Origin of the sequence: Candidatus Thalassolituus haligoni (assembly GCF_041222825.1) — a bacterium.
GTDB classification, from domain to species: Bacteria; Pseudomonadota; Gammaproteobacteria; order Pseudomonadales; family Oceanobacteraceae; genus Oceanobacter; species Oceanobacter antarcticus.
This window is the reverse complement of sequence record NZ_CP139482.1, coordinates 598,200-620,801: the sequence shown is the minus strand read 5'-3', so window position 1 is coordinate 620,801 and position 22,602 is coordinate 598,200. Positions and strand designations below refer to the sequence as shown.

20 protein-coding genes and 1 riboswitch are annotated in these 22,602 nt (G+C 54.9%); of the genes, 1 reads left to right on the top strand and 19 read right to left on the bottom strand.

The genetic code is table 11. From position 1 onward, the window contains the following. Positions 1 to 14: 14 nt before the first annotated feature. From SOJ49_RS02755 to SOJ49_RS02745, 3 genes are read right to left on the bottom strand one after another with little or no spacing between them, the layout of a single operon-like run. Positions 15 to 1,205: an efflux RND transporter periplasmic adaptor subunit gene (locus tag SOJ49_RS02755; RefSeq protein WP_369856702.1), complete on the bottom strand. Its 1,191-nt coding sequence runs from the start codon at positions 1,203 to 1,205 to the stop codon at positions 15 to 17. 4 nt (positions 1,206 to 1,209) lie between these two features. Then, a complete protein-coding gene (locus SOJ49_RS02750) occupies positions 1,210 to 3,576 on the bottom strand; it encodes an ABC transporter permease (RefSeq protein ID WP_369856701.1) in 2,367 nt (788 codons plus the stop codon). Beyond that, the gene (locus tag SOJ49_RS02745) at positions 3,570 to 4,295 is read right to left on the bottom strand and encodes an ABC transporter ATP-binding protein (RefSeq protein ID WP_369856700.1); all 726 of its coding nucleotides are present in this window, start codon (positions 4,293 to 4,295) and stop codon (positions 3,570 to 3,572) included. The genes SOJ49_RS02750 and SOJ49_RS02745 overlap by 7 nt, the downstream gene beginning before the upstream one ends. Before the next feature lie 633 nt (positions 4,296 to 4,928). Between SOJ49_RS02745 and SOJ49_RS02740 the strand changes: the two genes are divergently transcribed. Next, positions 4,929 to 5,624 carry an FCD domain-containing protein gene (locus tag SOJ49_RS02740; RefSeq protein WP_369856699.1) on the top strand — a complete coding sequence of 232 codons (696 nt, stop codon included), beginning with the start codon at positions 4,929 to 4,931 and terminating at the stop codon, positions 5,622 to 5,624. Between the two features lie 94 nt (positions 5,625 to 5,718). Here the strand turns inward: SOJ49_RS02740 and SOJ49_RS02735 are convergent, their stop codons facing one another. The 16 genes from SOJ49_RS02735 to SOJ49_RS02660 form a co-directional block, all read right to left on the bottom strand. After that, positions 5,719 to 6,696 carry a fumarylacetoacetate hydrolase family protein gene (locus tag SOJ49_RS02735; protein ID WP_369856698.1) on the bottom strand — a complete coding sequence of 326 codons (978 nt, stop codon included), beginning with the start codon at positions 6,694 to 6,696 and terminating at the stop codon, positions 5,719 to 5,721. A 204-nt stretch (positions 6,697 to 6,900) separates the two neighbouring features. Then, positions 6,901 to 7,365, bottom strand: coding sequence for a molybdopterin synthase catalytic subunit MoaE (gene moaE / locus SOJ49_RS02730; protein WP_369856697.1), 465 nt, complete (start codon positions 7,363 to 7,365; stop codon positions 6,901 to 6,903). A gap of 1 nt (position 7,366) precedes the next feature. After that, on the bottom strand, positions 7,367 to 7,618 hold the full coding sequence (locus SOJ49_RS02725) for a MoaD/ThiS family protein (protein WP_369856696.1): 252 nt from the start codon (positions 7,616 to 7,618) through the stop codon (positions 7,367 to 7,369). Continuing rightward, entirely contained in the window at positions 7,615 to 8,145 is a 531-nt protein-coding gene (gene moaC, locus SOJ49_RS02720; RefSeq protein ID WP_369856695.1) for a cyclic pyranopterin monophosphate synthase MoaC, read from the bottom strand. Before moaC ends, SOJ49_RS02725 begins: the two co-directional genes overlap by 4 nt. Before the next feature lies 1 nt (position 8,146). Further along, a complete protein-coding gene (moaB, locus tag SOJ49_RS02715) occupies positions 8,147 to 8,692 on the bottom strand; it encodes a molybdenum cofactor biosynthesis protein B (protein ID WP_369856694.1) in 546 nt (181 codons plus the stop codon). Positions 8,693 to 8,705: 13 nt separating this feature from the next. Next, positions 8,706 to 9,317 carry a molybdenum cofactor guanylyltransferase gene (locus SOJ49_RS02710; protein ID WP_369856693.1) on the bottom strand — a complete coding sequence of 204 codons (612 nt, stop codon included), beginning with the start codon at positions 9,315 to 9,317 and terminating at the stop codon, positions 8,706 to 8,708. Between the two features lie 2 nt (positions 9,318 to 9,319). Further along, a complete protein-coding gene (gene moaA / locus SOJ49_RS02705; protein WP_369856692.1) occupies positions 9,320 to 10,306 on the bottom strand; it encodes a GTP 3',8-cyclase MoaA in 987 nt (328 codons plus the stop codon). Continuing rightward, a riboswitch (molybdenum cofactor riboswitch) is annotated at positions 10,295 to 10,463 on the bottom strand. It overlaps the preceding gene by 12 nt. Before the next feature lie 103 nt (positions 10,464 to 10,566). Continuing rightward, entirely contained in the window at positions 10,567 to 11,583 is a 1,017-nt protein-coding gene (locus tag SOJ49_RS02700; protein ID WP_369856691.1) for a universal stress protein, read from the bottom strand. A 12-nt stretch (positions 11,584 to 11,595) separates the two neighbouring features. Further along, the gene (locus tag SOJ49_RS02695) at positions 11,596 to 13,968 is read right to left on the bottom strand and encodes an RND family transporter (RefSeq protein WP_369856669.1); all 2,373 of its coding nucleotides are present in this window, start codon (positions 13,966 to 13,968) and stop codon (positions 11,596 to 11,598) included. Positions 13,969 to 13,986: 18 nt separating this feature from the next. Then, complete coding sequence (locus tag SOJ49_RS02690; protein ID WP_369856670.1) at positions 13,987 to 15,060, bottom strand: WD40/YVTN/BNR-like repeat-containing protein; 1,074 nt, start codon at positions 15,058 to 15,060, stop codon at positions 13,987 to 13,989. Positions 15,061 to 15,126: 66 nt separating this feature from the next. Next, positions 15,127 to 16,512, bottom strand: a complete 1,386-nt coding sequence (locus SOJ49_RS02685) for a DUF1329 domain-containing protein (RefSeq protein ID WP_369856671.1) — start codon at positions 16,510 to 16,512, stop codon at positions 15,127 to 15,129. Positions 16,513 to 16,625: 113 nt separating this feature from the next. Continuing rightward, the gene (locus tag SOJ49_RS02680; protein WP_369856672.1) at positions 16,626 to 18,005 is read right to left on the bottom strand and encodes a DUF1329 domain-containing protein; all 1,380 of its coding nucleotides are present in this window, start codon (positions 18,003 to 18,005) and stop codon (positions 16,626 to 16,628) included. Positions 18,006 to 18,029: 24 nt separating this feature from the next. Next, the gene (locus tag SOJ49_RS02675; protein WP_369856690.1) at positions 18,030 to 19,712 is read right to left on the bottom strand and encodes a DUF1302 domain-containing protein; all 1,683 of its coding nucleotides are present in this window, start codon (positions 19,710 to 19,712) and stop codon (positions 18,030 to 18,032) included. Between the two features lie 215 nt (positions 19,713 to 19,927). Then, the gene (locus SOJ49_RS02670) at positions 19,928 to 21,118 is read right to left on the bottom strand and encodes an acyl-CoA dehydrogenase family protein (RefSeq protein ID WP_369856689.1); all 1,191 of its coding nucleotides are present in this window, start codon (positions 21,116 to 21,118) and stop codon (positions 19,928 to 19,930) included. 12 nt (positions 21,119 to 21,130) lie between these two features. Continuing rightward, the gene (locus SOJ49_RS02665) at positions 21,131 to 21,673 is read right to left on the bottom strand and encodes a flavin reductase family protein (RefSeq protein WP_369856688.1); all 543 of its coding nucleotides are present in this window, start codon (positions 21,671 to 21,673) and stop codon (positions 21,131 to 21,133) included. Between the two features lies 1 nt (position 21,674). Then, positions 21,675 to 22,556 carry an alpha/beta fold hydrolase gene (locus SOJ49_RS02660; RefSeq protein WP_369856687.1) on the bottom strand — a complete coding sequence of 294 codons (882 nt, stop codon included), beginning with the start codon at positions 22,554 to 22,556 and terminating at the stop codon, positions 21,675 to 21,677. Between the last annotated feature and the right edge of the window lie 46 nt (positions 22,557 to 22,602).

Below are 22,602 nucleotides of genomic sequence, written 5' to 3'. Positions count from 1 at the left end.
ATTGAGAACGCCCCCTAGCGCTGTTCAACTGCCATGCCGTCGCCAAGTTCGGCGGCGGGATAGAGAATCACCTTTTCATTCACCTGCAATCCCTGTAATACACTGGCCTCGGTGCCATTGTTTTTTTCGATGCGCAGAGTGCGTAATTGCGCTTTGCCGTTGTCCACCACGAATACCGCCCAGTCGCCGTTTTCCCGCAACAGCGCACTTGACGGCACCTTGACCGCGCTTGTTTTCTGCCAGACAACAATCGCCACATCGACCCGAAAACCGTGCCCCAAACCAGAGGCCGAGACCGGTAGCGATGGCAGAGAGATCAGCGCCTTCACCCGTCGTTCTTCAACTCCCAGTGCCGACGTTTTGATGTAGCCCAGTGGATCAATGCGGCTGACAACCCCCGCGATGATTTCATCGCCACCCCAGTTCGAGATCTGGACAGGCTGGCCGGGCCGAATCTGGACGGCATCACGAGACAACAACTCAACTTCGACCTCAAGGCCGTGGGTAACGTCGCCGATTTCGACAATCGCTACGCCAGCGGTCACGACCTTTTCGTTTTCTTCCATGACACGGAGAATTTTGCCCGATATCGGTGCCAGAATATCGATGGCTTTAAAAGGGGCATCACCCCCGCTACCTGCCAATGCCGCTCTCGCATTAAGCAACTCGGCACGGCGCATGGCCAACATTGCGACTGCGCTGGCGACGGCAGCAGCAGCGTTGTCAGCCTTGACTTGGGTTTGTTCATTATCGGCAACACTGAGAGCGCCCAGCCTGGCCTGCTGCTCGTTACGCCGGGCTTGCTGATCGGCCAGGTATTGGTCGTTTTCAGCCTGTTTTAATGCCGCCTGAGCCGCATCAACAGCGGCTTCTGCTGCTTGTACTCTGGCCTGACCCTGCGTGATTTCATGACTGTCCAAAGGGTTAGGCAACAGCTGTGCGACCAGGGTTTTCCCTTGCACAACGGCAGCGCCCGGTTTAAGTTCCAGCCGTAGCAAACGACCAGATACCGGTGCCGACAAGACATACAGTTCGGTCACCCGTGTATGAGCTTCTTCGTTAATAGTCACTTGCATCGGCCCCTGTGACACGGTGCCGATATCCACCCGTGTCGGTTGTGGCCAAAAGGCATACACAAGCGCGATAGTGACAAGTATTGTGGTTGCGATCGTCAGGGCTTTTCTGGAAAGCTTTTTGCTGGTCATAACCTCACTCTTTTGATTTCAGGGCGGAAACCATATCCATCCGGTCGATATCCCGCTTCACCAGCCAGCCCGATGCCACCGCTGCCAGCAGAACCGATACCCCTGCAACACCATAATTGGCGGCTGAGAAGGTTGCCGGAATCTGATACAGATCGGTACTGAAGCCCTGCGCTACCCCCATCGACAAATAGTAGCCCAGCACACTGCCAAGCGGCAGCGCCAGCAAGGTTACCAGTGCCAGTTCTCCCAATAGCACAAACGCCACTTCGCCTCGGGTAAAACCGATAACCCGCAAGCTGGCCAGATCGCGCTCGCGTTCGGCATACGCAATCCGGGCGGCGTTGTACACAATGCCAAAGGTAATCGCCGCCGCAACCAGCATCATGATGTAGCGCATGGCACCGGCACCGCTGTCCATCATGTTGACAAACGCAGCCAGACGGTCACTTTTTAACGTCATACCGGCAACTGCGGGCATGTTTTTGATAGCCTGACAGACGCTATCACGAGAATGGCTGTCGAGGCTGAGATAGGCACCAGAGATACGTTCCGGCTCATGCAAATAGCGATTCAGCCAGTTAATATCCATATACGTCGGTGCTCCCAACAAGGTGTCTGCCACGCCGATTACCGGGATATGCAAGACCGGCTGGTGACCCTCACGAACGTCGACCGTGATCACTTCTCCAGGCCTGATGTGCAACATATTCGCCAGCGGTTGGGCAATAACAATACCCTGCTGGTCAAGCAGCATCGGGTTATGGGCTGTATCTAACGCACGATATAAACGCGCGGTGTTTGTCAGTCCATAAATCGCCCCGCGATAAGAGTAACGTCCGTGACGAAACACCACAGCGACATTACGAAAGGGTTCAACGTAGGTTACGCCTTCGAGGGCTTGCAGCTCAAACACAGCTTTGTCGCCCATCGGTTGAATAAAGGTAACGCTGGCATCGCTACGATCCACCACTGAAAAGGTCAAATCGATAGCGCGATCAAACCCCGTCAGCACCGTGGTCATACCCACCGATAACGCCATGCCGGTGGCAATGCCGGCGACACTGCCGGCCATCCGTCCCGGTTGTCGTAACACCCGCCGCAACACCATCCGGCTGGGCTGATCCAGCCAATGATAAAGACGTTGCAAGCCTTGCCCGGATTGACGATAGTCCGGTGGCGCAGCCGGTCGCATGGCCACCGCCGGGGTCAACACAAAGACCTGTTTCAACACCAGCAGACCACCGACCGATGCGGTGACGATACTGACGCCAAAGCCGGTGACAAATGCCCTGGGATCAAGCTGAAAAACAATAAACGGAAATTTGAAATAGTGTTGATAAAACACCGCCATGCTATGGCCAGCGGCAATACCCATGATACTGCCGACAATTGCGCCACCGGTCGCGATGATCAGCACCAGCTTTAAATAATGGCTGCTGACTTCAGCGCTGGAATAACCAAAGGCTTTTAACAAGCCGACTTGCTGACGCTCGGACTGCACCAGGCGCGATATAACGATGTACAACAGAAAAGCCGCTACCGCCAAAAATATCGGTGGTACGCCGACTGCGGAGGCCCGCAAGCCGGATATTTCTTCACTTACAAACCGGTTGGAGGTTTGATCCTCCAGACCGTAGGCACCCAGACCACCATAGGCTTTCACGACCGCATCGGCTTGATCCAGTATCGCGGGCAAACGTGCCTGACGAGTGGTCGCTAACAAGGCCTCATTAAAGGCACCTTTCATATCGTACACCGCCGCCAACGCGGTTCGACTCATCCAGAACACGGCAAAGCGGCCATCGTCAGGCACCATTTCTCCCGGCGCGGTGGTGTACAAAAATTCTGGCGATTGCGCCAGACCGACGATGGTAAACTCCCTGCGGATACCCTTCATGGTAGCGGCCAACACATCGCCCGGCTTTAACTGGCGGGCACGGGCAAAGCTGTCGAGCAGCAGAATTTCATCTGCCCGGCGTGCATCCAGCATCCGGCCTGCGGTGAGCAGCACAGCATTCAAGCGCGGTGAGCCGAGGTCGGGCAGCGACACCGCTTGTGCTCTCAGTGGTATGGCGACATCCGCTAAATCAATCAGTGCATCGCCTGTTACCCGACCTTCAACGGCACTGATACCGGCGATATGGCCCAGAGATTCCAGCACGCTGTTAGGTGCCCTTTTAACGCTGACAAACACATCCGCCAAGCGGTAGCGCTGATAGTAGGCCTGCCGGGTTTCATCAAGGGTATTCACCAGGCCGTCCATCATTACCAGCATCAGCACGCCCAGCGCAATCACCAGGCCAATCGCCAATGCCTGCCCCTTGATACGCCATAAATCGCGCAATAATTTGCGCTCCAGCGGGCTTACCATTCAATCGCCCCAGCGGATAACGGCTGCGTATTAACGCTGATATTCCGAATATCACCGTCGGCAAAATAAATCACCCGATCGGCCATTTTGGCCGTATTCGCCGCATGAGTCACAATAATGACGGTAGCGCCAAATTCCTTATTGATGTCTTGCAGTACCTTTAATACCGCACGGCCGGTGTTGCTATCCAGAGCGCCGGTTGGCTCATCACAAAACAGCACCGTGGGTCGTTTGGCAATGGCGCGGGCAATCGCCACCCGTTGTTGCTCCCCCCCTGACAGTTGCGACGGAAAATGATCGCCTCGGTGTTGTAAGCCCACCAGAGTCAGCGCCGCATCGGCAGCCATTGGATTGCCAGCGATTTCAGTCACCAGCTCGATATTCTCCCTGGCGGTCAGGCTTGGCATCAAATTATAAAACTGGAATACAAAACCAACCTGATCACGGCGATAGCGGGTCAGCTCGGCGTCTGACAATTCACTCAGATTTTGCTGCTGAAAAAAAACCGAGCCGCTACTGGCTCGATCCAGCCCACCCAATATATTCAACAGTGTCGACTTACCACTGCCTGATGGCCCGAGTAACACAACGATTTCACCGGCCGGTATGTCAACTGTTACTCCGCGCAGCGCATGCACGGCAGTATCGCCTGCGCCGTAGACTTTCGTCAGCTGCTTGGTGGCAAAGGCCATTCGATGCTGTTGCTGTGGCGGTAACATGGGACTGTCCCGGTCTTGAAAGAAGCGCGCAATACAGTAATTTCGGAGCACACATGGAGCACGTATAGTGGTGTAACCAACCGAGACACTCAACAAAGTCTTTCACTGACGCGCCATTGATCTGGGGAACCACCTCTTTAATCCCGGCACAGCTCTCGGCTCTGGCTTGCAGCAACCCGCGTCCTGCGGGGGCTTCCGGATGATTCCGACTTGGTATCGCCGGTTTTTGACTTGACCCGTCAGGCCCGTAAACCGGCTTCGTGATTCAAAACCATCTGGAAGCCAGGAGCGGGCACCGGATTAAAATAGATGGCCCCTGTTGTTCGGAGGCTTTCTAGGAATTCTGGGGCACTGTGTGCTAATGTTATATCCATCTGTTTTTAAATATCAGCCGAAGACATCGCGTGTGTCAGAAATACCCAGACCCTGCCTGAGAACGTTGATCTCGCCAGGAAGTCAGTTTTTGCACTATTAATTGGCACCTGAGTCCACAACTTGAAAATGGTTATTTTTAAAACAACTTACAGAACTTAAAAAGCGACAAATGCTGAAATATAACTGGATTACTCGTAACCAACCAATCATGAAAAATCATCCTGCCTCAGCATTTTTAATGAGTCATTTGGTATATTTATGAACAAATCTGCAATAGAACATGAAACTTCTGGATTCTCCAGTTCAAGCAAGACCCAGGCATCATTGGTTCGGCATTTAATTCAGAATGATATAATTTCAGGAATATTCAAACCTGGAGAAAAACTCAAACCCGCCCAATTAGCCGCCCACTACGGCATTGGTCTGATTCCGGTACGCGAAGCCCTGTCCAAGCTTGCCATGTCTTCCTTTGTTACCGCAGAGGATTTGAAGGGGTTTAAAGTAGCACAGGTATCCAAATCAGAGATCGAAGACTTATTGAATTTACGTTTGAACCTTGAAATCAATGCCCTTGAGCAATCCATTAAAAATGGTGATATCAAATGGGAAAGCACACTGGCAGGCATCACCCACCTGCTATTGTCATTATCCCAACAACATGAATCAGAAGCATCGGCAGTTGAATGGCACCAGGCCCATGAAAAATTTCATGATGTGCTCATCGCTGCTTGTCCATCGCCCTGGTTAATAAAAATTTGTACCATGCTCAGAGAGCAATCAACCCGCTATCGGTTTTTATCCTCGCGAAGCAAAAAATTCAATGACCGCCATTTGTACGATGAGCATAAAAATATAGCGGAAGCAGCCCTGAACCGTGATGTTGAAAAAACGGTAAAACTCTACATACAGCATTTGAGTAAAACTGCCGATTTGGCAATAGCCGCATTGGATTAATACATTCCCTGGTTCAACCCCGGGTTCCCGAAATAAGTAATCGTTTTCAGCCCTGCTCAGCAACCAAACATGCCGCGCTGAAGTCAAGAATCGATCAGCGCACAACGCGCTGATCGATAACACCAAAGGGGCCGGCATCACCGTTATCAAACATGGCCTGCATCCGCACCCGGTCGCCAAACTGCATAAAAGGTGTTTTAGCGGCTCCCTCATCTATTATTTCGATGACTCGCCGTTCAGCAATACAGGCTGAGCCAGCGGCACGGGATTGATTCGATACCGTACCAGACCCCACCACGCTGCCCGCTGACAAGGTTCGGGTGCGAGCTGCGTGAGCAATCAGTTCACCAAATGAATAATGCATTTCGCGGCCATGGGGTTCGCCAAAGCGCGCACCATTCCACTCGACCTTGAGGTGCATATTGACCCGGCCATTCGCCCAGGCATCACCCAGTTCGTCGGGAGTAACAGCTAGTGGGGCAAAGCTGCTGGATGGCTTGGCTTGCAGAAAGCCGAAGCCGGTTTTCATTTCGTGGGGGCCAAGTGCCCGCAAACTCCAGTCGTTGACCTGGACGATCAAACGTATCTGTTGTTCTGCGGCTTCCGGGCTGCAACCCATCGGAATGGCTCCCACCACCACACCAAACTCTCCTTCGAAGTCGATGCCGTATTCTTCGCTGGCCATGACCATATCGTCCATCGGGCCATGAAAATCGTCACTGGCACCCTGGTACATCACTGGAGTGGTCTCGAAGTGCGGGATACGTTCGGTATTAAACGCACGTTCCATCAGGTAGCCGTGATTCAGGAAGGCCGAGGCATCCAGCCATTGCGGTGCACAGGGTAACGGCGCAGCGCATTGGGCCGGGTCAAACGCAAAGGCACCAATAAAAGTGCCATCGTTGAGACGGCTATAAATTTCTTCCAGCTCTGGCTGACGGGTATCCCAGCACTCCAGCGCAGCAAGCAGATCCGGCGCAATCATAGAGGCATCGGCCGCCAGAGTCTGGTCGCGGGATACCACAATCAAACGACCGTGTTTACGTGCAGATTTGAGTGAAGCCAGTTTCATGGTGTTCTCTTCTTATTGTATATATGGGATTCATCTAAAAATGTAGCCCGCAGTAATTTATAGATTTGCCCTATGGATAATAAAAGCGGTTGTTCTACCAGTGGCTCAGCTGGTCAGGGGTTACCACCCCTCTGCGACAACTTTTCCGCTCTGCGCTACCCCGTCACAACAGAATGACCAGGGGCGTTTACTCCTGCAATACGTTCAGCCCCAGCGCGCCTCTGCCTTGAGATCTTTTTCCGCCGCATCAAGCCAACGCTCCCGGGTATTGGTCTCAGACTGGTGCAAAGTTTCTTTTTTCCAGAACGGCGCGTGGTTTTTGAGGTAATCCATCATGAACTGGCAGGCTTCAAAAGCGGCTTCGCGGTGGGGGCTGCTGGTGCCAACAAAGACAATCTGATCGCTGATGCCGAGCTGCCCGACGCGGTGGACAATTTGTACCCGGCCCAACGGCCAGCGAGCGCGGGCGTCGTCTTCTATCTGGTGCAACGCCCGTTCGGTCATGCCTGGATAATGTTCCAGCAACAGGCCGCTGACGGCGTCTCCCTGATTCATATCGCGTACCAGCCCGACAAAAAACACCACGGCACCATCGGTGGGGTTGTCTCCGATCAGTTGCTGATATTCAGCTCCCACATCGAAGTCTTCGGTTTGTACCCGTACCGCCATATCAGCCTCCGGTCATGGGGGGTAACAACGCAATTTCATCCGTTGCGCAGACGATGGCATTTTCGTCGTTGGTCAGTGCCTGGTTAATGGCAACCAGTGCCCGCCCCGCTGCCAACACATCCGTCTGATGCGGAAAGTGCTGTTGCAAGGCGAACCGCAAACTGGCAACCGTGCAGGGTTCGGGAAGGTTCATGCGGAGGCAATCGGTACCCAGTTCATCACGCAGGCGGGCAAACAGCAAAACCTGGATCATGACGGCGCTCCTGTAGCGGTTTCTGTCGTGCCGGATTCCAGCTGCCAGTGGCCGCTTTTACCGCCCTGTTTTTCCAGTACCCGAATACCGCTGATACACATGGCCGGATCAACCGCCTTGCACATATCAAACAGCGTCAGGGCGGCGACACTGACGGCGGTCAGGGCTTCCATCTCGACGCCGGTCTGGCCACTGAGTTTGCACAGGCTGTGAATACGCACACGGTTGTGTGCTGGCTGTACCTCGAAGTCGACCGCCACTTTTGACAGCATCAGAGGATGGCAAAGGGGAATCAGCTGACTGGTCTGCTTGGCTGCCTGAATCCCGGCAATACGGGCAACACTGAATACATCGCCCTTGTGGTGATGGCCGTTGATGATCATCTTCAGGGTGCTTGCCTGCATCTGCACATAGCCTTCCGCACGTGCCTCGCGCACGGTCACGGCTTTACTGCTGACGTCGACCATATTGGCTTCACCACGTGAATTAACGTGGGAAAAAGCCGCTTGTTGTGCAGGTTTATCCATCTCAGCCTCGCGTTCCACAGAGGTTATCTGCGGTATTTTTCAGCCGCAAAACAAAGTTGCAGGGACGGAAACGGGCATCCAGCTGACTGGCAATAATGTCATCCCAGGCAGTACCACACGCATTAGTGGAACCCGGCATGCAGAAAATCAGCGTGCTGTTGGCAAGGCCAGCCACTGCACGACTCTGAATGGTAGAAGTGCCAATCTGATCGAAGGAGATCTGCCGGAACAATTCACCAAAGCCGGTAATAGTCTGGTCAAACAAGGGTTCCAGCGCATCGGGGGTATTATCGCGTTCGGTAAAACCGGTTCCACCAGTCACCAGCACCACCTGGGTGCTGGTGTCGGCAACCCATTGTGATACGACGGCGCGTAACTGGTATTTGTCGTCGGCCACAATCGCTTTGGCGGAGAGCACATGCCCTGCTGCGGTGAGCTTTTCGATCAGCAGATGACCGCTGGTATCGGTTGCTTCGGTACGGCTGTCAGAGACGGTCAACACGGCGATATTGAGAGCAACGAAGTCATCAGTAAAGGTTTTTGACATGATAAAAGTTCCTTTAATCCTGAGGTAGAACCGACCAGTCTGCTTGTAGACTGGCCTGCCATTCTTCCGGGGTATTGGTATTGGTTAGAGTGTTATCAACAGGTGCTGGCAATGCCACGGCGTTTTCCCGCCGCAACAGGCCACGAATGGATTTGTCTGATGCAGCCAGAGTAATACGGGCACACAGATCCTCACGCAGGGCGTCATGCAACGGCAAATACAGCGGTAAATACTCGTTTTCGTAATACACCGCCGTGCGCAGGCGCTGGCCTTCCTCCAGCAGATGCTGCAGGGATGCAGTACAAACAAAAGGCAAGTCCACCGGCAAGACCAGTACCGCTGTCGCTTCCGGCCAGGCTAAAGCAGCGGCCTGGATGCCGGCCAACGGCCCTTCGTGATTGTCACTGTTGGAGTCACTGAGTACCGGTACATCCAGATCCGTCGGAGTCTGGTGACGGCGATGGCGACTGACCGAACAGGCGTCCAGCGACAGCGATTGCAACAAGGCCAATTGACGGTGCAACAGGCTTGGATAACCGGCTACTGATAGCAATGCCTTGTCCTGACCCATACGGCGCGACTCCCCACCGGCCAGAACCAGACCCAGGATAAACGCAGTCGACATCATCAGCCTCCTAACATCGCCAGGTGACGGGTAGCACCGGTAGCGCCTTGATGCAGGGAGTGGCTCACGCGTTTTTCACCCAACAATGTCAACAGACGAGCCTGGAGCAAATCCTCCTTGCCAGCTTCCAGCAAGGTTCGAATATCATGGCCTTGCTCACCAAACAGACACAGATGCAACTTGCCGACAGACGACAGACGCAGGCGATTACAGCTGGCGCAGAAGTCCTTGCTATAGGGCATGATCAAACCAATACGGCCCCGGTAATCCGGATGCTGGAATTCCAGCGCTGGCCCGGCGTTGATCTCTTTCAAGCGCGGTTGCCATCCTTGCTGTAGCAGCTGCTGGCGAATCTCGTCTCCACTGACATGATGTTCGGTAAAAAACACCTGATTGTCGCCAGTTTGCATCAGTTCGATAAATCGCAGACTAACGGGTGTCTTACGAATCCAGTTAAGAAAATCCTGCAGTTGATGGTGATTAAATCCTTTCAGCAGAACGGCGTTAACCTTGACCTTCAGTCCCAGCGCCAGCGCTTTGTCCAGACCTTGCAGCAAATACGGCAAACGGTCATGGCCGGTAATGTTGGCAAATTGCGCCGGATCGAGACTATCGATACTGAGGTTGAGGTGGGTCAGACCGGCGTCGGCCCAGTCCTGCACGGCATGTAACAGCCGATAGCCATTAGTGGTAATCGCGACCTGATCAATACCGGGGGTTTGCGCAACAATACGAATAATATCCGGCAGATCTTTACGCAGACTGGGTTCACCACCGGTGACACGCACCTTGCGTGTCCCCAGTGCGGCAAATGCTGCCACAGCACAACGAATTTCATCCAGCGCCAGGTATGTCGGTTTTTCCGAGCACTGGTAACCATCCGGCAGGCAATAATTGCAGCGGAAGTTGCACTGATCGGTCACCGACAGGCGTAAATAACCGAAGCGACGGCCAAAGGCGTCACTCAGTTGGGGTTCTGGCAATGTCATGTCACACCTTTCCAAATATGTGGGAGGCCAGCCAGTTTCCCGGCTAACCCTGGTGACCGACCGCCGTTATTGGTGGTGGCCACGGCGGCAGCTGCGTACCTCATACCTGATTAGCTCAGGGAGGGTTAGCAACAGCCGCTCGGCGATGAACTGCGTTTCATCAAAAAAACAAACAGGATCAGCAGCAGATCAAGCAGTGCCAGATAACCAGGCCTGATGCAGATCCTCTGCCGCCTGGCGTATATCATCCGAGGTCAGGGTCATGTGGTACTCCTTTTTCGATGGGTGTTCAGATGAGCCAGAAGCGTTCCCAGATCTTGTTGGCGGGCGTTGCGTAACGTGCGCCATCGGGGCTGATTCAACGTCTCCAGTGCACGCTCAAACTCCTGCTCGGATAGCGGCTCGGATGCCTTGCCCACCAGGTGGTGATTGTCTTCTGTAACTTGTTGAATAATATGCTGCCCCAGCTGCCTTGCCGTCGCTCGTGCAACGTCCAGATTCCACTTTTCAGGAACCAGGCAGACGTCGATTAACGCGGCGATCAAGCGGGATTCCTGAGGGAGGTTGTCATTTGTGTCGGTATGGGTCACCGATACGTTATCGCTGACCTGGTGCAATTGTTGTAAGGCTGGTTCCTGACGGAAATCACGTATCACCAAGGCAAAATTCTGGATTGCCGTCAGTAACATGCCGACTAACTCATCGTTCTCGGTAAGGCAGTCCGGCGCTTGCAAGCAGAGTTCCAGCTGTTCAATTAACGCTATCCAGATCGCATGGTTCTCGCGGAACTCCCGGATCACTTGCTGCTGCGCCGATTCCTGTTCTTCCCCCACTGCCGCCACCAGTACCGGGATCCGGGTCTGCTGGACCACTTTCAACAGCACTGAGCCGAACAGGCGTTCGATCAACGAACGACGCCAGTGCGTCCCCATCAGGATCAGGTCTGCTTGCAGCTCCGTCGCCTTGGCCAGAATGGTGTCCGCAATCGAATCGTCACAGACTTCGGAAATAAAATCGGCGCTTATACTTGCTGTTCGTGCCCAGCCGGTTGCCCGTGCCTTGATGTAACCATCTCGCCACAGGTATTTACGGGCGAACAGTTCCGGGGCCATGGCGTGCAGCAGCCCGGCATCTTCACGGTTCACTTCGTTGTCCTGCGGCGACAGGTACAAAAAGGTCACGTGGGCACCGTGGACTTCAGCCATGCGCACCCCCGACTCCAGCACTTGCATCGACAGCTGGCTTTCATCCAGCGGGATAAGTAGTTGCTTGTACATCCTGTTTGCTCCTCAGTGCGGCTGGCTGCGTTTCAGTAAAAAACTCGCCAGCGCCGGCAGTAAAATCAGCGCGCCGAGCATGTTCCACAGGAACATGAAGGTCAGTAATATGCCCATGTCGGCCTGGAACTTGATCGGTGAGAAGGCCCAGGCACCAACGCCAATGGCGAGGGTGCAGCCGGTAAAAATAACCACCCGGCCGGTGAACACCAGGGCCCGATAGTAGGCTTCGGAGAGGCTGGCCCCAGCGCGTAGCCAGGTTTGCACCACGCTGAGGATGTAGAGCGCGTAGTCGATGCCGATGCCGACCCCGAGAGCGATCACCGGCAAGGTCGAGACCTTGATGCCGATGCCCAGAAAGACCATCAGTGCCTCGACCAAAATCGAGGTCAGTACCAGCGGCACCATGGCGCAGATCACTGCGGGCAGGGAGCGGAAGGCGATGATGCTGAGCAGGGTGACGGCGATATAGACGCCGTACAAAATCTTGCTGTTGGCGACCTTGACCACTTGGTTGGTGGCGGCTTCAATGCCGGCGTTGCCGCCGCTGAGTTCAAAGCGGATGCCGGTTGAGGGGTTGTCTTGCTTGAAGGTGTCGATGGCGTTCACCACGGTTTCCAGGGTGTCGGCTTTGTGGTCGGTGAGGTACAAGTAAATGGGCAGCAGGTCGCAGGTGGCATTAAATAGCTCACGTGGGGCACGGGCGGCACTGCCATTGATCAGGTACTGGTTGGCGACCAGGTCGTACCATTTGAAGTTGCCTTCGTTAAACCCGGCGGCAGCCTGACGCACCATGCCGGCAAAGGATCGGGTGCCATCCACCATCGGTAATTGCCGCAGTTGCCATTCCAGCCGGTCAACCATCAGCAGGTTGTCGTAGTTGGCACAGGCCCCCTTGTCGGTGACCCCAAAGACCACAAAGACGTCAGCTCCGGCCTGGTAGTTGGCCACCATAAAGCGGTTATCCTGGTTGTAGCGGGAGTCGGCCCGCAGTTCCGGCGCACCGCTGTCGAGGTCACCGATGCGGACATGCTGACTCACCAGGTAGCCGCCGACACCGAGGCCCAATGCGATGACCAGGGCGACAGTCGCAGGTCCCCGACGGGTAAACATGTCCAGAAATTGCCAGAACGGATGTTTTTCATGATCGGCTTCGTCACCGGTCTGGGCCAGACTGCGACGGGCAGCGCTGGCGGAGACGCCGGTGTAGGACAACAGAATCGGCAACAGCGCCAGGTTGGTGAAGATCAGGACACCCACCCCGACACTGGCAATCAGCGCCAGCTCACGGATCACCGGAATATCAATCACGGAGAGCACCGCAAAGCCCACGACATCGGCTAGCAATGCCGTGGCTCCGGCCATAAACAGACGGCGGAAGGTATAACGGGCAGCGATCAGGCGATGAGTGCCACGACCGATGTCCTGCATGATGCCGTTCATTTTCTGGGCACCGTGGCTGACACCAATGGCAAAGATCAGGAAGGGCACCAGAATCGAATAGGGATTGAGCTCAAAACCCAACACCGGCAGCAAGCCCAATAACCAGACGATGCCAATCAGCGTGGTCAACAGCACCAGCAGGGTGCTGCGCAGGCAGCGGGTAAAAAAGAACAGGATTAACCCGGTAATGATCAGGGCAAAGGCGAAGAAGGCCAGAATGGTGTACAGGCCATCAATCAGATCCCCCATCACCTTGGCAAAACCGGTGATGTGCAAGCGGATGCCATGGGCTTCGTAGCGGCTGCGAATGTCTTCCAGCGCTTGAGAGAGTGCACCGTAGTTCAGGGGCGACTGATCGGTTTCCATCAGCGGCACATAAATAATGGACGAGCGGAAATCCGCCGCAACCAGCTGGCCAATCTCACCGGAGCGCAAGACGTTGTTGCGGAAATCGGCGATGCTCTGGTCGCTGCCATCGTAGTTCTGCGGCATCACCGGGCCACCTTCGTAGCCATATTGGGTCACCCCGATCCAGCGTACCGAGGGCATCCACAACGACTTCATGAAGGGCCGGTCAACGTTGGGCAGCAGGTAAATCTCGTCGTTGATGGCCTTGAGCTGATCGATATAGCTGGCCGAAAAGAGGGTCTCACCGGGCTTGGCTTCCACCGCAATCCGCAGGGCATTCCCCAATCCCTTGACGTCATCCTGATAGTTGAGAAAATTGACAATATACGGATGGTTGCCCGGAATCGTTTTCAGAAAACTGGCATTCAGTTCGGTGCGCAAGGCCGATAATCCCAATAACAGGGTTAACAGGGCACAGACGGCCACAATCCAGGCGCGATGATTAAACAGCAAACGCTCAGCACGATTACCGGAACGCGAATCAAAAGACCCCAGATCCGCGATGGTTTCAAATGTTTGAGAAGAGACGGCCATGAAATATCCAGATAAAAGTTAGGGTTGAGCAGCCGGGGTTACCGCCAGGGCACCCTGCAATCCCACAGCAATAACCGGGGCTTCGGAGCGGGTACCCGGTGACAGTGCCAGGATGGGAAAACCGGCCGATACGGCCAAACGCGAGGTGGTGCCGTTATCCTGCAAGCGCCAGAGGCCGCCGCCGTCATCGGACAGCAGATAACCACCAGTCGTTAATGGCAGAATGGCCAGCAGTGAGTACTGGGTATCGATGGCCAGCGGCTGCCAGTCAGCGGAGCTCAGGTCGCCCTGCCAGAGCGTGCCGCGCAGACCGAGCAACAGCAGTTGCTGCTGGCTGGCGGAATACCAGCCACTGAACAGGCTGGCGTCGGAGGGCGAATCCAGCGGCTGAAAATGCTGACCGCGATCACCGGACTGATACAGCAAGCCCATTTCACCCATCAGAATGATCCCGTCGCCATCACTGGCGATGTGGTAAATATGGCGGTCTTCTTCACCCCCCAGTCGACCAGCCGCCGAGTGCCAGCTTTGGCCGCCATTGTCGGTGCTTAACATCACGCCATAAGCGCCCACCGCCAAACCGTCCTGGGCATTGATAAAATGCACATCCAGCAGAGGCTTGTCGGCACCGTCGTCGCTGTAGCGTTGTAACTTCATCGCCAACCGATCGTCACCGGCCTGTTGTGCGGCTTCCGCCTGTTGATGCCACATCCCGACCAGTTGGCGGCCATCGGTCTGGCGCTGCCAGGTCAGGCCGCCATCGGCGGTTGCCAGAATGACCAGGCCGTGTCCGACTGCCCAGCCATGCTGGTCATCAACAAAATCCACCGCCGTCAGGGTCACCGACACCGGCACCTGGGCTTGTTGCCACTGTTGGCCGCCATCCTCGCTGTAAACGATATGGCCGCGTTCACCGACCGCCACCAGACGTTCACCCACCTGGCGAATATCCAGTAATGCCCCGGTAGCGGCCAGGACACTGGGCAGCGCCGGTTGGTCCAACGGGGAATAGGACGGCAGCGGGTCTGCCTGAACAGACGCCGCCCCGACACACAGTATCAAGGCGGCGATACGCCTTACCAAATTCAACATAATCAACAACATCCTATTAAAAACACCCGTACTCGGGTGTGTTGCACTGACACCGAAGGCCGCGTGCTAACGCACACTGCGGATAATCAGTGACGAGGGCGAAAAATAACGTTCGGGTTTCATTTCGACGGCTTTTAACTGATAGCCAGGATCGAAATACACCATGTTACGAGCCGACCAGGACGCATCCAGGATATACAGGAGGTCGGCATAACTGCTCATTTGTGTGGGCACGTCGGGCAGGTAGAAGGCCAGGTTCAGGCTCACCCGCCAGAGCGTGCCGGACGGATCCCAGCCATCCATCAGGCTGGTGCCCCAGGTGTCTTCGTCGATGTAAAATTTGCGCTTGCTGACGGCATGGCGTTTGCCCGGTTTTAATGTCGCTTCCACCACCCAGACGCGGTGTTTTTCCCAGCGAATGGCATCCGGTTGGTGGTGTTCCTTGCCAAAGACACCGTCTTCATCCAGCGCAAAAATCTTGTTGTTGTTGTACGGAATCAGCGCTTCCTGTTTACCCACAATACGGTAGTCATAACGTTCATCGTTGGTATACGGACTGCCAAACACTTCATCAAAGAAGTTGGCACCGGAGTTGACAAAATCCGGCGTATCCCAGCCGACGTTGGGGGAACGACGCACGCGGCGCTGACCCACCAGGTACTGGGAGACCTTGCGATCCGACTGCACATAGTTGTCGGTGTCGCGGGAGACCAGACCCTCGCCGGCCCGGAACGACGGCGCGTCGGTAAATTGCAGGAACAGCCAGTTGAGGAAGCCCTGTTCGGCGTGTTTCTGCAACGAGATGTCCTGCCGGTAGGCCTCGAACTGATCCCGTTGATAGGATTGACTACCTAACACCCGTTCACCATTAGTGGTGAAGGAATATTGGCGACTCTTGCTCTCGTACGACTGCCCGCGCCAGCGCAGGTTGGTGTTCCAGCGCACCTCCGATCCAGTTTTTGGAATAGGGAACGGAATGCCATTGATCGCACCGAGCAGACCATCGTTATCGCCCTTCACTTCCAGCGTCGCCCGCGTGGCATTGGCTTTGGTGCCTTCGTACACCCACTCGGGCGCACAATGGTTACGGTGCGTCGGGTAGACATCCAGATACAGGGATGTTGGATATTTCTGCAGCAGGGCTTTGACACCGTCCGACAGCAAGGCGTCGTACTGCGCCATATTGGTGGCCGTGACCCGGTACAGCGCCGACTCTTGGGCATAGGGATCCCAGCGTCGGTCGCCCGATTGCAGTTGTGCCATCGGCACCTTTTTCATGTCGGGACAGCCGTTCCACTCCGGAATCGAGCCGTCGCTATTGGCGGCGCGCTCCGCCCCCAGTGGCGTCAGATCCTTGCCCAGACGGGCGGCTTCTTCACGCGATACGGCCGCCAGGGCCGGGACAGAAATCATCAACAGCAGGTAAACCATGGTCACTACCGGTTTAAACATTGTTCTGTTTCCTTCTTCTTATTGTTATTTTTCATCGCTGGATAGTCACAACCGGCCACACCAGACCACACCAGACCACGGCATCGCCGTGGCCTGATGAGCGATCGGCCGACTTACCGCACGCCCCGTACCAGCAAGGCAGACGGCGAGAAGTCACTTTCCGGTTTCATCTCAACCGACTTCAGCTGATAACCCGTGTCGTGGTACACCATGTTGCGCGCTGACCAGGAGGCATCCAGTACGTACAGCACATCACCGTAATACACCTGCGCCGGGACATCCGGCAGGTAGAACGGTACGTTGATGCTGACGCGCCAGAGCTTGCCGGATGGATCCCAGCCATCCATCAGCGCAGTACCCCAGGTGTCTTCGTCGATGTAGAATTTGCGTTTGTTCACCGCATGGCGTTGACCCGGCTTCAGCGTGGCTTCCACCACCCAGACACGGTGTTTTTCCCAGCGCAGGGCATCCGGCTTGTGGTGTTCCTTATCAAACACGCCGTCTTCATCCAGGCTGAAAATCTTGTTGTTGCTGTACGGGATCAGCGCTTCCTGCTTGCCCACAATGGTGTACTCGTAACGCTCATCACCGGTGTAGGGACTGCCGAACACTTCATCAAAGAAGTTGGCACCGGAGTTGACAAAATCCGGCGTATCCCAGCCGGCGTTGGGGGAACGACGCACGCGGCGCTGACCCACCAGGTACTGGGAGACCTTGCGATCCGACTGCACATAGTTGTCGGTATCACGAGAGACCAGCCCCTCGCCGGCCCGGAACGACGGCGCATCGGTGAACTGCAAAAACATCCAGCTCAGATAACCTTGCTTGGCATGGTCTTCCAGCGAGATACCTTGGCGGTAACCTTCCATCTGGTCGAGCTGAAACCCCTGACTGCCCAACACCCGTTCGCCATTGGTGGTGAAAGAGTACTGACGGGTTTTGCTCTCAAACGACTGTCCGCGCCAGCGCAGGTTGGTGTTCCAGCGCACCTCCGATCCAGTGTTTGGAATAGGGAACGGAATACCATTAATGGCACCCAGAAGACCGTCATTATTACCCTTGACCTCCAGCGTGGCGCGGGTGGCATTGGCTTTGGTGCCGTCGTACACCCACTGCGGAGCACAGTGATTGCGGTGGGTCGGGTAGACATCCAGATACAGATCCGGATATTGGGTCAGAACCGCTTTCACCCCCTCCGACAGCAAGGCGTCGTACTGTGCCATATTGGCCGCCGAGACCCGGTACAGTGGCTTTTCTGCGGCGTACGGATCCCAGCGTCGGTCGCCCGATTGCAGTTGTGCCATCGGCACCTTTTTCAGGTCGGGACAGCCGTTCCACTCCGGGATCGAGCCGTCGGCATTGGCGGCACGTTCCGCCCCCAGCGGCGTCAGATCCTTGCCCAGACGGGCGGCTTCTTCCGGCGAGACCGCCGCTTGCGCGGCGGGGATCGCCATCATCAGTAGACACGTTGTCAAAAACGCAGGTTTAAACATTGCTCGTTCTCCTTATTGTTATTCTTAAAAGCTGTATTCAGCCGATACCGAGAGGTAATCCCGGTCTTTCAGCGCCTGGCCATAGTTCTGCACATAGCCGGACGTCTCGCTGCGTAAAGAAGTCTTCTCGGTACCAAAATAATGGTTATAGGTCAGCGACATGCGCAGCAGGCGTCTGTAATCGCCTTTGAGACCGATGGAGACATCACCGCCCTTGTCGGCACCGCCATTAAAGGACGTCAGCACGGCGGACTTGCCTTTGGGGTTGTACCCCAGACCCATCGGGATGGTCAGATCCAGTCCGGACAGCACCTGGTAGATAGCCGGTTCCAGTGTCAGGCGCAGACCCAGCGCATCGCGCTCAGCCCCAGGATCCAGTGCATCCGGGTTATCCGTCACCTTCAGCAAACGGTTCCAGCCGATCTCACCGACCAGAAAGGCGTTGTCAAACAAGGCTCCGCCGGTAAAGGAATAAATCATCGAGACGTTGGCATGAGCAGTACGGCCCACGGCGTAGAGCGGGTTATCGCGGTTATCCCCGGTGCCCATCACATCGGCCTGACCGGTGGAGACCAGCGGCATATTGCTGCGCATCGACACTTCGGCCGCGACATTGGCATCCCCCACCAGGGTGCTGACACTGGTTCCCAGGGTCTGGATATCTTCCGGGTAGACCCAGCGATAAGCGGTCGGCGTCGGCGCGGGCACTGCGGGTGGGAAGGCAAATTGAGTCAGATAAATCTGTGGCGTCTTGTCGTGATAGCGGGCGGCATAAAAGCCGAATTCAGCATCAATGGACCTCGGCGTAAAACGTAACTGCATGCCACCCTGACCGCTGTCGCGGGCTTCCAGATCATCCTCACGAGTGGCGGCAAAACCGGGGGCCAGCCACAGCTGTTCAGCGCCATCGGCAAGAAAATCAATGGTGCTGAAATAACTGCCGGAGGCTGGCAAGCGGGTTTTTTTCCAGCTCAGCTGGTAATAACCCCCCAGCGTCCAGGCGGAGTTCAGCTGGGTCTGCAGAGATACCTGGTTGACCGGCATCAACAGTTCCTTGAACTGGGTATTGGGCACCGACAACGCTTTCACCGCATCGACCGGCCCCTGCGCGGCGGCAATCCCGTTAGCACCAAAAAACAGCGTCTCGCCATAAACCTGGGTGTGTTTACCGACCCGGACAATGGTCGGTGCCCCGGCCATATCAAAACGACCGAACAGGAAAGCGTCGAGAATTTCAGCCTTCTGGCCGTGCAGATCACGGGTATCGTCGGTGAATTCGGTTTGGTCGACGGAAGCGGCATTCCCGGTCGTGCTGTCGTTATCGGTATCCTGCTGATAGATCTGGTCATACCAGCCAGCCCCGGAGACACGCACGCCCAGGTTGTTATAGGTCAGATCGATTTCGGATAAGACATCCACCCGGTTGGAGACCAGCCCCTGATCGAAATTACGATCGCCATCGTCCTGGTTCAGGTCGGCGGTGAGGGTATCGGAGGCCTGTTTAAGGCGATACATGGCGCTGTATTTAAGGTTGGTATCCCAACGAATGGTCAAATCTGGATTACCGCTATCGATTTCAAGCGCCATGGCTGTGGTTGAACCCAGCAATAACGCCCCCAGGATAACCGCATGCCGTAACCGGTTTACGGGTAATATCGTGACGGCAGCGGTGGATTTATTTTCATTACTGCAGACTATTTTTATCATTATGGTCTCCATTAAGAGATTGATTGGTGTTCGTCACCAAACGCTTATTTTTCCTGCACATACTAAAAACACAACGGCATCCCGGCACTGACAATGTTCGTATTGTCAGTGCACGAAATGTTTTGAATAAAAAGGGGAGCCAGTGACAGGACTCCCAAAAAGCCGCACAGGCGGCTGGCGGTGTAAATAATCGGTATTTAATAAGAGGAATGCTGTTATAGCGTAGCCGGTAACTCAAATAGTCCTGGCGGCAATCCCTGATCCAGCAGATAACTGCCAAGCAGGGCAGAGGTATCATCTTCATTTTGGGTGATATGGTTGGCAGCAACGAGCAGCGCTCTCATTTGGCGCTGCATGGGATTACTCAGGAATACCCCTCTGGCGCTGCTTTTCTTGAACAACATATGACCAGCACCAAAACAATCTTTGGCAACCCCCTGAATATCGAGGAAATAGTGAACTCGATCATGAATACTCACCAATCCGTCTTGCTCCACAGATTGCGTGGATTCCTGCACTCCGACCAGCAAGCGTGCGCGGGCGGAGCGAATCATCAATACGGCGTTACCCAGTTTTTCCTGAACAAAAGGATTTTGTGCCGCGACGGGGCCACCCACAAAAACATTCACGCGTGGTTTCATATGTTCAACGAATAAATCGACCATGCCTTGTGCAAAACCAACGATCACTGACGATACGGCACCGAAGAAGATCTGGTTAAAAGGTAACTTGTAGCTTAAATCGCCTTCGGGTTGGGTGTAATCGGCAATGCTGTGTGATCGGTGCTCAGGAATAAACACCTCTTCCTTGAGCACCAGTGATTTACTGCCCGTGCCTGCCAGGCCAACCACGTGCCAGTCATCGATCAGTTCATAGTTCTCACGGCGGGCGAGGAAGGAGCGGTAGTCAACAAAGTTACCTTCTTCATCAAAGATACGTGCGCCCAGAAAAGCACCGCCCGCTGCATGATCCGAACCACTGGCTGTTGGCCAGCGACCGGATAACATCCAGCCGCCTTCTACTTTCCTGGCTTTACCCAGTGGCGCGTAGGATGACGCAACCAGAATGCTGTTATCTTCTCCCCATACTTCATTCCCGGCTTGCGGATCCATTTTGCCGAATTCCCATTGATGGATACCAAGAATCATCAGGCACCAGGCACTGGAAGGGCAACCACGGCCCAGCTCCATCAGCACGCGATAAAACACTTCCGGATTCATGCCGTAGCCGCCCCATTGACGCGGTTGCAGAATCTTGAAAAAGCCACAGTCCTTGAACAGTTGAATAGTCTCAGTGGGAACCGAGCGCAGCTCTTCAACGTGATCAGCGTTATCTCGCAGTTGTGGAATCAGCTCACGGGCTTTGCTGATCAGCACTTCCGCAGATGGAATATTGGTTACAGACATAATGGTTACCTTCTATTTATTGTTAGCTGGAGAGACGTCGATAAAATGACCGTCGAAGTAAACCAGCGCTTCACGCTGATCGGGATGGGTGCAGACTTGAATCACTTCACAAACCACCATGCTGTGAGAGGAGGCTGGTAAAATCTCGACAATCTGGCACTGCAAATTAACCAGGGCAGACGGTAGCTGCGGTGCCATATTCTCTGGCTGAATCCAGCCCCCCTGATCGAAGCGCGCTTCCGGGGCGATATCGCTGACCATTCCGGCAAAGATCTGGGCCTGATACTGGTCAGCAGATGACAAAACGTTAATGCAGACAGAACTCCCTTCTTTCACCAGCGTATGGGCAAAGGTGCTCTGGTTAACGCAGACCATAAGTCTGGGCGGCGTGGCCGTAATCGACATGACCGCTGTGGCGGTCAGTCCTGCGGTTTGCTGGCCATCGGTAAATGACAGAATGGAAACAGCACCGGCCAAGCCACGCATTCCGGCTTTGAACTGTTCGGCATCGACCGGTGGGGCGAGACACTCGCTTTGCTGGGTTGAAGTCGCCATATCAAATATCCCCGGTGCTCAGAAACCGGGTTACTACCTGGTTGAACTCTTCCGGGCACTCGTATTGGGGCCAGTGCGCAGCATCCGCTTGCATCACGTACAGCTTGCCGCCATCGACTCGAGCAGAGGCGGCTTCGGCGGCTTCCAAATCATGAATCGGGTTGTGTTTGGTCCAGAAGAACAGTGTATCGACGGCAAGGTCTTCCAGCGGCAGCATCTCTCCGAGTTCAATCAGCTCCTCGGTTCGGCGCAGCAGGCTGAATACCAGAGGTGCAGATTGCTGGAATTCCGGGCGGGTATAAATTGCCAGGCGGCTGCCAATCAGTTCGTCATCCAGCAATCCCCAATTGGATTCATGAATCAGCCACTGCATCCGCTCACGAACAGAATCGACAGTGGGGGCCTTGCCAAAATTCTTGCGATTCAGAGCGTCGAGATCACGAATATCCTGACGGCCTTTTTCTGTGACCACCGGAATGCCACCGGCGGTGTTCAGGATCAGACGCAGGGTGCGTTCGGGATATCTGGTCGCAAACATACCGGCGACCCATCCTCCCAGAGATTCACCAGAGATGTGTGCTTTCTGGATATCCATGGCATCCATCAGCTCTGCCAGCATCTCTACATAAGTGGATGGCAGGTAATCGATATCGGTTCTTTTTTCAGATAAACCATGACCGATAAAATCAAAGGCAATGGTGTGAAATGTTTCAGATAATGGCATCAGGTTTTTGGCATAGGCTTCAATATGGCCACCAATACCATGCATCAAAAACAGCGTTTCCTGATTACCTTTACCTGATTCGGCGATTCGAAAACGGCCGAAGGTAGGGGTTTCGACATAGCGTACTTCTGCGCCCAGAAAATCCAGCCACAAGCTCATATTAATATCCTGTCGGAGCTATATTCTCCGAATTTGACGTTCTGAA

Excerpts from the sequence above, each read along its gene's own strand:
- SOJ49_RS02695 (WP_369856669.1), bottom strand. The coding sequence starts at position 13,968 with ATGGCCGTCTCTTCTCAAACATTTGAAACCATCGCGGATCTGGGGTCT.
- SOJ49_RS02710 (WP_369856693.1), bottom strand. The coding sequence starts at position 9,317 with ATGTCGACTGCGTTTATCCTGGGTCTGGTTCTGGCCGGTGGGGAGTCG.
- SOJ49_RS02735 (WP_369856698.1), bottom strand. The coding sequence starts at position 6,696 with ATGAAACTGGCTTCACTCAAATCTGCACGTAAACACGGTCGTTTGATT.
- SOJ49_RS02745 (WP_369856700.1), bottom strand. The coding sequence starts at position 4,295 with ATGTTACCGCCACAGCAACAGCATCGAATGGCCTTTGCCACCAAGCAG.
- SOJ49_RS02740 (WP_369856699.1), top strand. The coding sequence starts at position 4,929 with ATGAACAAATCTGCAATAGAACATGAAACTTCTGGATTCTCCAGTTCA.
- SOJ49_RS02675 (WP_369856690.1), bottom strand. The coding sequence starts at position 19,712 with ATGATAAAAATAGTCTGCAGTAATGAAAATAAATCCACCGCTGCCGTC.
- SOJ49_RS02725 (WP_369856696.1), bottom strand. The coding sequence starts at position 7,618 with ATGATCCAGGTTTTGCTGTTTGCCCGCCTGCGTGATGAACTGGGTACC.
- moaA (WP_369856692.1), bottom strand. The coding sequence starts at position 10,306 with ATGACATTGCCAGAACCCCAACTGAGTGACGCCTTTGGCCGTCGCTTC.
- SOJ49_RS02750 (WP_369856701.1), bottom strand. The coding sequence starts at position 3,576 with ATGGTAAGCCCGCTGGAGCGCAAATTATTGCGCGATTTATGGCGTATC.
- SOJ49_RS02660 (WP_369856687.1), bottom strand. The coding sequence starts at position 22,556 with ATGAGCTTGTGGCTGGATTTTCTGGGCGCAGAAGTACGCTATGTCGAA.
- SOJ49_RS02690 (WP_369856670.1), bottom strand. The coding sequence starts at position 15,060 with ATGTTGAATTTGGTAAGGCGTATCGCCGCCTTGATACTGTGTGTCGGG.
- SOJ49_RS02680 (WP_369856672.1), bottom strand. The coding sequence starts at position 18,005 with ATGTTTAAACCTGCGTTTTTGACAACGTGTCTACTGATGATGGCGATC.
- SOJ49_RS02685 (WP_369856671.1), bottom strand. The coding sequence starts at position 16,512 with ATGTTTAAACCGGTAGTGACCATGGTTTACCTGCTGTTGATGATTTCT.
- SOJ49_RS02700 (WP_369856691.1), bottom strand. The coding sequence starts at position 11,583 with ATGTACAAGCAACTACTTATCCCGCTGGATGAAAGCCAGCTGTCGATG.
- moaB (WP_369856694.1), bottom strand. The coding sequence starts at position 8,692 with ATGTCAAAAACCTTTACTGATGACTTCGTTGCTCTCAATATCGCCGTG.
- moaC (WP_369856695.1), bottom strand. The coding sequence starts at position 8,145 with ATGGATAAACCTGCACAACAAGCGGCTTTTTCCCACGTTAATTCACGT.
- SOJ49_RS02755 (WP_369856702.1), bottom strand. The coding sequence starts at position 1,205 with ATGACCAGCAAAAAGCTTTCCAGAAAAGCCCTGACGATCGCAACCACA.
- moaE (WP_369856697.1), bottom strand. The coding sequence starts at position 7,365 with ATGGCGGTACGGGTACAAACCGAAGACTTCGATGTGGGAGCTGAATAT.
- SOJ49_RS02665 (WP_369856688.1), bottom strand. The coding sequence starts at position 21,673 with ATGGCGACTTCAACCCAGCAAAGCGAGTGTCTCGCCCCACCGGTCGAT.
- SOJ49_RS02670 (WP_369856689.1), bottom strand. The coding sequence starts at position 21,118 with ATGTCTGTAACCAATATTCCATCTGCGGAAGTGCTGATCAGCAAAGCC.